A 7,934-nucleotide genomic window follows, 5' to 3' on the forward strand; every position below is an offset into this window, starting at 1 on the left:
GGATCACCGATCGCGGTCGGGACACGGCCGGCGACGCCCCGGCCCCGTTGAGCGGAAAGGTGGCAGCGCTCATGGCCCGCACGGAACTGGCCGCCGCCTACCTACTCGTCGGAGGTCTGTAGGTCCGTGGTCGCACTCGAACCGGTGGTCCAGGCCTACGCCTGGGGCTCCCGGACCGCGCTTCCCGAGCTGTGCGGGATCACCTCGCCGGCGCCCCACCCCGTCGCCGAGCACTGGTTCGGCGCGCACGACTCCGGCTCCTCGCGGTGCTCGGACGGTCGCGGCCTCGACGCACGGATCGCCGCCGACCCCGAGCGCGAGCTGGGCCCGCGGGTGCTGGCCGAGCACGGCGGGGGACTGCCCTTCCTGGTCAAGCTGCTCTCCGCCGAACAGGCACTGTCGCTCCAGGCCCATCCGTCCCCGGAGAAGGCGCGTGAGGGTTTCGCGGCGGAGGACGCGCGCGGGATCGCCGTCGACGCGCCGGACCGCAACTACCGCGACGTCAACCACAAGCCCGAGATCCTCGTCGCGCTCACCGAGTTCCACGCCCTCGTGGGCTTCCGCCCGGTGGAGCGCACGGTGGCACTGCTCGACGCGCTGGGCGTCGCGTCCCTGAAGCCCTACCGGGACATGCTCGCCGGGCAGCCCGACGCCGAGGGTCTGCGCGCGGTCTTCACCACCTTCGTCACGATGCCGCACGTCGTACTGGCCGGCGTCGTGCCCGACCTGGTGACCTGTGCGGTGTCCTACCTCACCGACCACGGGGTCGAGGGGCCGTGGTCCCCGGTGGCCGCGACGATCACCGAACTCGCCGAGCGGTACCCGACCGATCCGGGGGTCCTGGGTGCGCTGCTGCTCAACCGGGTCGTCCTCCAGCCGGGCGAGGCCGTCTACCTGGGGCCCGGGCAACTCCACGCCTACCTACGGGGCGTCGGTGTGGAGGTCATGGCCAACTCGGACAACGTCCTGCGCGGCGGCCTGACCCCCAAGCACGTCGACGTCCCCGAACTGATGCGGGTGCTCGAGTTCAGCCCGCTCGCAGACCCCACCGTCCGGGCGGTCGAGGCCGACCGCGACATCCCCGGCGAGGTCGACTACCCCACGCCCGAACCCGATTTCGCGTTGTCGCGCATCGACGTGCCGGCCGACGGCGACCCGGCCGCCTGGCGACCGGAGGGCCCCGAGGTGCTGCTGTGCACCTCCGGCGAGGCGGTCGTGGACTCCGACGGGACGAGCGAGGCCCTCGCGCCCGGGCGGGCCGTGTGGGTACCGGCCTCGACCTCCCGGGTGTGTCTGCGCAGTACCGCCGGGGCCACCGTGTTCCGGACCCGCGTCGCCGGCGGGTGACGGGGCCGACACCCCGGCGGGCCGTCCCGCTAGTGTGGGGCGGAAGTCTTTCGCGAGTCAACGAGGAGCTGGTCGAGGAACATGTCCGCTGATCTGCAGGTTCAGTCCGTCAACGGTGTCGAGTTCAAGGTGGCGGATCTGTCGCTGGCGGAGGCGGGCCGCAAGCAGATCCGTCTGGCCGAGCACGAGATGCCGGGTCTGATGGCGCTGCGCGAGGAGTACGCGGCCGAGCAGCCGCTGGCCGGCGCCCGGATCGCGGGGTCGATCCACATGACGGTGCAGACCGCGGTGCTGATCGAGACGCTGACCGCGCTGGGCGCGGAGGTCCGGTGGGCCTCGTGCAACATCTTCTCCACGCAGGACGAGGCGGCCGCGGCGGTCGTGGTGGGCCCGGAGGGGACCCCGGAGGCGCCCCGCGGCGTGCCGGTGTTCGCGTGGAAGGGCGAGACCCTCACCGAGTACTGGTGGTGCACCGAGCAGATCATGACCTGGCCGGAGACCGAGCCGAACATGATCCTCGACGACGGTGGCGACGCCACGATGCTCGTGATCAAGGGCAAGGAGTTCGAGCAGGCCGGCGCCGTGCCCTCGGACGACTCGGCCTGGTCGGCCGAGGAGAAGGTCTTCCACGCGCTGCTGCGTGAGTCCGTTCCGGCCAACCCGGGCAAGTACACGGCGATCGCCGAGTCGGTCCAGGGCGTGACCGAGGAGACCACCACCGGCGTGCACCGCCTGTACCACTTCCACAACGAGGGCGTGCTGCCGTTCCCGGCGATGAACGTCAACGACGCGGTCACCAAGAGCAAGTTCGACAACAAGTACGGCACCCGTCACTCGCTGCTGGACGGCATCAACCGCGGCACCGATGCCCTCATCGGCGGCAAGAAGGCCCTGGTGTGCGGTTACGGCGACGTGGGCAAGGGCTGCGCGGAGGCGCTGGCCGGGCAGGGCGCGCGCGTGCAGGTCACCGAGATCGACCCGATCAACGCGCTGCAGGCGCTGATGGACGGCTTCGACGTGGTCACCGTGGACGAGGCCATCGCCGATGCGGACATCGTCATCACCGCCACGGGCAACAAGGACATCATCACCTTCGAGCACATGACGCGGATGAAGAACAAGGCCATCCTGGGCAACATCGGCCACTTCGACAACGAGATCGACATGGCCGGGCTCGAATCCGCCGAGGGCGTCACCCGCATCAACATCAAGCCGCAGGTCGACGAGTTCGTCTTCGACGACGACGGCCGCTCGATCATCGTGCTGTCCGAGGGGCGCCTGCTCAACCTGGGCAACGCCACCGGGCACCCGTCGTTCGTGATGTCGAACAGCTTCTCCGACCAGGTCATCGCCCAGATCGAGCTGTTCACCAAGGCCGACCAGTACCCGATCGGGGTGCACCTGCTGCCCAAAATCCTCGACGAGAAGGTCGCCCGCCTGCACGTGGAGGCGCTCGGAGGCTCCCTGACCACGCTGGCCAAGGACCAGGCCGAGTACATCGGCGTGGACGTCGAGGGCCCCTTCAAGCCCGACCACTACCGCTACTGAGCGACGCCGGGGATGGTCGCACGGCTGGTGGTCCTCGAGGGTCTCGACGGCGCGGGGAAGAACACGCTGACGACGGCGCTCGTCGCCGAGCTCGCCTCCCGCGGTCTCTCGGTCGGCCGCCTGGCCTTCCCCCGGTACGGCACCCTGCACGCCGACCTGGCCGCCGACGCACTGCACGGTGGCCAGGCCGGCACCGCGGACTCGCCCCACGCGATGGCACTGCTGTTCGCGATGGACCGGCACGCCGCGCTGGGCGAGCTCGCGCAGCTGGGGTCCACCCACGACGTGGTGCTGCTCGACCGGTACGTGGCCTCCAACGCCGCGTACACCGCCGCCCGGCTCGGTCCGGACCGCGAGTCCGAGGTGGTCGAGTGGATCGGCACCCTCGAGTTCGACCGGCTCGGGCTGCCCGTCCCCGACCTGCAGATCCTGCTCGACACCCCGGTGGAGCTGGCGGCACGGCGCGCGGGCTCCCGGGAGGCCGCCGATCCGGCGCGCGTCCGCGACCGCTACGAACGCGACGCGGAGCTGCAAGTGGCGACCGGGCGGGTCTACCGTCGGCTCGCCGCCGCAGGGTGGCGTTCGCCCTGGCGCGTGATCGGGGCGGACCCCCACGTGCGGGAGTTGGCCGACCTCGTCGTCGTCCCCCCTCCGGCCGCCGCGCCGCACCCCGGTCCGTCGGGTCGGCCGGGTAAGGTCTGAGAGGGCAGGAACACGACCCGCGGTGCGTGCCCACGGGTGGTGAGCCTGACGACGCCTACACGACACGCCGACACAAGTGGTGACCATGACCCCGAAGATCCTCGTCGTCGACGACGACGCCGCACTGGCAGAGATGCTCACCATCGTCCTGCGGGGCGAGGGGTTCGAGACCGAGATCGTCGGCGACGGAGTCCGGGCCATCGAGACGTTCCGCGCGGTGCAGCCCGACCTGGTTCTGCTGGACCTCATGCTGCCGGGCAAGAGCGGGATCGACGTGTGCCGCGAGATCCGCGCCGAGTCCCGGGTGCCGATCGTCATGCTCACGGCCAAGACCGACACCGTCGACGTGGTGCTCGGCCTGGAGTCCGGCGCGGACGACTACATCATGAAGCCCTTCAAGCCGAAGGAGCTGGTGGCCCGCATCCGGGCCCGCCTGCGTCGCGGCGAGGACGAGCCCAGCGAGGTCCTGCACATCGGCGACGTGACGATCGACGTCCCCGCGCACACGGTCACCCGCGAGGGCACGCCGATCCCGCTCACCCCGCTCGAGTTCGACCTCCTGGTGGAACTGGCCCGCAAGCCCCGCCAGGTGTTCACGCGTGAGGTCCTGCTCGAACACGTGTGGGGCTACCGCCACTCGGCCGACACCCGGCTGGTCAACGTCCACGTCCAGCGCCTGCGGGCGAAGATCGAGAAGGACCCCGAGAACCCGGAGGTCGTCCTCACCGTGCGCGGCGTCGGCTACAAGGCCGGTCCGGTCTCGTGACCACCGCTCGTCCCGACGACGCGGTGGCGTCCACCGGGGACGAGCCCGACATCCGGGACGTGACCGACTCGTCACCGACCTTCCGGGAGCGACTGTCCGAACTCGACCCGGCCGCCATCGGCGGTCGGATCGCGCGGCTGTGGCGGCGGTCGCTGCAGCTGCGGGTCGTCACCTCCACGCTGGCGCTGTCGATGGGCGTGATGCTCACGATCGCGTTCATGTTGCAGAGCCAGATGGCCGCCCAGCTGCTGTCGACCAAACTCGATGCGGCCATCGAGCAGGCCAGCAGGCTCCGCCTCACGGTGCAGGCGCAGATCGCCGCCACCGACGAGGGCACGAGCGAGCAGTCCCGGATCGACCAGGCGCGGAGCGCCATCAGCGACCGCGGGCTCGCCTCCGACGGGGACTCCGTCCACGCCGGCACCTTCGACCCGATCCTCGTGGTGCCGGACCAGACCGGCCGCGGCCAGGTGGTCAGCCCCTCCGGGGCGCAGGTGCCACCGGAGCTGCAGTCCCTGGTCCAGCGGGGCAGGATCGCCTCCCAGTACGTCACCGTCGACTTCCGTGGCGAGCAGGCCAAGGCGCTCATGCTCGGCACGCCGACGGACTCCTCCATCCCCGGGCTCGAGCTGTACCTCGTCTACCCGCTCACCGCGGAGGAACAGACCCTCGGGATCATGCGGGGGATCGTCGCCACGGCGGGCCTGGCGATCATCGTCCTGTCCGCGGCGATCGCGTGGATAGTGGCCCGGCAGGTCGTCCTGCCCGTGCGGCAGGTGGCCTCCATCGCCCAGCGCTTCGCCAACGGCCACCTCAAGGAACGGATGGTCATCCGCGGCGAGGACGACGTCGCGCGCCTGGCCATGGCGTTCAACGACATGGCGCAGAGCCTGTCGGACCAGATCACCCAGCTCGAGGAGTTCGGTGACCTGCAGAAGCGGTTCACCTCAGATGTCTCCCACGAGCTACGCACCCCGCTGACCACCGTCCGGATGGCGGCGGACATCATCTCCGACTCCGCCGCCGACCTGGACGCCCCCGCCAAACGCGCGGTTGAGCTGCTCGAATCCGAACTCGACCGGTTCGAGAGCCTGCTCACCGACCTGCTCGAGGTCTCCCGCCACGACGCCGGCATGGCCGAGCTCGCGACGGCCGAGATGGACGTGCGCACCTCCGTCGCGGACTCGGTCGGCACCGTGGCCCACATCGCCGAGGCCGCCGGGGTGGAGGTCGAGGTCGACATGCCCGACGAGCCGGTCATGGCCGAGGTCGACTCGCGGCGCGTCGAGCGGATCCTGCGCAACCTCGTGGCGAACGCGCTCGACCACAGTGAGTCCAAGCCGGTGAAGGTCACCCTGCGGTGTTCGGACGCCGCCCTCGCCGTCTCGGTCCGCGACCACGGGGTGGGGCTCAAACCCGGGGAGGAGACCCGGGTGTTCAACCGCTTTTGGCGCGCCGACCCCTCACGGGTGCGACGTTCCGGCGGCACCGGGCTCGGCCTGGCGATCGCCCTCGAGGACGCCAAGCTCCACGGGGGCCGGCTGGACTGCTGGGGCAGCCCGGGGGAGGGGTCCTGCTTCCGTTTGACCATCCCGCGGCGCCGCGGCGGCACCCTCACCTCCAGCCCGCTGCCCCTCACCCCCGAGGACGAGGCCAGGCTCGTGCGTACCGGCTCGCCGACCCCCCTCGAGCGGGTCCCCGGGGCAGGGGAGAGCCGGCCATGACCCGGCCCCGGCCCCGGTCCCTGCTCGTGTCGGTGGCGCTGGCCTGCGCGACCGGGCTTGCGGCGACCGGGTGCGCCACGCTGCCCTCGTCGTCGTCCCCCCAGGTCATCGACACCTTCTCGCCGGAGGGCAGCGAACTGTCGGTCCCCACACCGGTACCGGACCAGGAACCGGACCTCCTGGTCCGCGACTTCCTCAAGGCCGCGGCGATCGCCGATCAGCGGCACGCCGCCGCCCGTCAGTTCCTCACCCCGGACGCCGCCGAGAACTGGGACGACCTCGCGGAGACCATCATCGTGCTGCGCGCCGACCTCAGCGCCGAGGGCGGCCGGTCGGCCGACCGCGCCGAGTACACGCTGCGTGCGGAGAAGGTCGGCACCCTCGACCCCGGCGGCATCTTCCGCGAGGACGTCGGCCAACTCGAGGTCACCATCGGCCTGACCCGCACCGACGGCCAGTGGCGCATCGACGAACTGCCGCCCGGGGTGGTGATCGAGAAGGCCGAGTTCTTGTCGACCTACGCGCAACGGGACCTGTTCTTCCTCTCCGGATCCGGTGACGCGCTCGTCCCGGACCCGCGCTGGACGGCCGCCGACCGCACCGATGTCGAGTACTCGCTCGTCAATCTGCTCGCCACCGGCCCCCGGCCCGGACTCACCGACGCGGTCCTGTCCCGCGTACCCGCCTCCGTCTCCGTCCGCCCCGACGAGGACGAGGACGGCGCCGACGCCGCGGGCACCACCATCGACTTCGCCGGGCTGCCGGTCCTCAGCAGCCAGGCCACCACCCAGTTCGCCGCGCAGGTCGTGTGGACCCTCGCCCGCGCCGACGTCCCCGGCCCCTACCGCCTCGAGCGGGACAGCGCCCCCCTCGACGAGCGATACGCGACCGGGTGGACCACCGAGGACGTCCGTGACTTCGACCCCTACCCGCCGGCGGAGCCCATGCGATACGCCCTCACCGCCGCGGACGGGTTGGTGCGGCTCGAGGCCGGCGGCGCACGACCGGCCTCGGGGCCCTGGTCGGAGGTGCGCGGCGGCACCAGCGCGGTGATCTCCCACGACGGACGCAACCTCGCCGTGGTGACCGGGGAGGGGGAGATCGGACCGCGCCGTGTCCTGGTGGGGCCGATCGACGGCGCGCCCGCCGAGGCCCTCACCGCCGGGACGGTGGCCGGCCCGACGTTCCACCCGGTGACCGGGCGGGCCTGGGTGCTGGTCGACGACGCGCGACTGCTCCGTATCGGGATGGGCGAGAACGCCCCCGCCGTCCAGGAGATGGACGCCGGGCCGCTGCTCGCCCTCGGGGCGAGGGTGACCGGCCTGCGTATCGACCAGTCCGGAACCCAACTGGCCGTGGTCGTCGACGGCAAGGTGTTCATCGGCGCGTTGTCCGCCGAGACCGGACAACCGCTGCCGGGCACGTTCCGCCAGGTCGGCCGCGCACTCGGGGAGACCGTCACCGCCGTGGCGTGGCGGGACCGGTCCACGATCGTCGTGGGTCGCGACACCACCGAGGCCCCCGTCGCGACCGTCTCCGTGGACGGGGCGATCGCCGAGCCGTTGTCCCAGCGAAACATCTCGGGGCCGGTGACCGCGGTCGCGGCGGCCGGGCGCGAGATCTACGTGGTGGACCGGCGGTCCCTGCTGCGACTCGACACCGGTGCCGACACCGGTGACAGGTACTGGCGGGAGATCGCCGGACTGGCCGCCATCCGCGCGGACCCGGTGGTGGCGGGCTGAGCCGGTGACCGCCGGGGACGAGGGTGCGCCGGCCCGGTGGCGCGGCGGGGAGACCTGGACCGCGGCTCTCGCCGACCTGGTCGTACCCGTGGAATGCGCCGGATG

At 71.8% G+C, this 7,934-nt stretch carries 6 protein-coding genes; all 6 read left to right on the forward strand.

Annotated features, from left to right (window positions below):
• Nucleotides 1-126 precede the first annotated feature (126 nt).
• The 6 genes from manA to G6024_RS09165 all read left to right on the forward strand — a co-directional run bounded on the left by manA (nucleotide 127) and on the right by G6024_RS09165 (nucleotide 7,829).
• Nucleotides 127-1,347: a mannose-6-phosphate isomerase, class I gene (gene manA / locus G6024_RS09140; protein ID WP_067712274.1), complete on the forward strand. Its 1,221-nt coding sequence runs from the start codon at nucleotides 127-129 to the stop codon at nucleotides 1,345-1,347.
• 81 nt (nucleotides 1,348-1,428) lie between these two features.
• A complete protein-coding gene (gene ahcY / locus G6024_RS09145; RefSeq protein WP_096905884.1) occupies nucleotides 1,429-2,895 on the forward strand; it encodes an adenosylhomocysteinase in 1,467 nt (488 codons plus the stop codon).
• A 12-nt stretch (nucleotides 2,896-2,907) separates the two neighbouring features.
• Complete coding sequence (locus G6024_RS09150; RefSeq protein WP_159148542.1) at nucleotides 2,908-3,597, forward strand: dTMP kinase; 690 nt, start codon at nucleotides 2,908-2,910, stop codon at nucleotides 3,595-3,597.
• A gap of 85 nt (nucleotides 3,598-3,682) precedes the next feature.
• On the forward strand, nucleotides 3,683-4,363 hold the full coding sequence (gene mtrA, locus G6024_RS09155) for an MtrAB system response regulator MtrA (RefSeq protein ID WP_069388702.1): 681 nt from the start codon (nucleotides 3,683-3,685) through the stop codon (nucleotides 4,361-4,363).
• Nucleotides 4,360-6,087 carry an MtrAB system histidine kinase MtrB gene (mtrB, locus tag G6024_RS09160; RefSeq protein WP_159148543.1) on the forward strand — a complete coding sequence of 576 codons (1,728 nt, stop codon included), beginning with the start codon at nucleotides 4,360-4,362 and terminating at the stop codon, nucleotides 6,085-6,087. Before mtrA ends, mtrB begins: the two co-directional genes overlap by 4 nt.
• Nucleotides 6,084-7,829 carry an LpqB family beta-propeller domain-containing protein gene (locus G6024_RS09165; RefSeq protein ID WP_159148544.1) on the forward strand — a complete coding sequence of 582 codons (1,746 nt, stop codon included), beginning with the start codon at nucleotides 6,084-6,086 and terminating at the stop codon, nucleotides 7,827-7,829. The genes mtrB and G6024_RS09165 overlap by 4 nt, the downstream gene beginning before the upstream one ends.
• Nucleotides 7,830-7,934 lie beyond the last annotated feature (105 nt).

This window comes from Dietzia maris (assembly GCF_014144855.1).
Classification (GTDB): domain Bacteria; phylum Actinomycetota; class Actinomycetes; order Mycobacteriales; family Mycobacteriaceae; genus Dietzia; species Dietzia kunjamensis.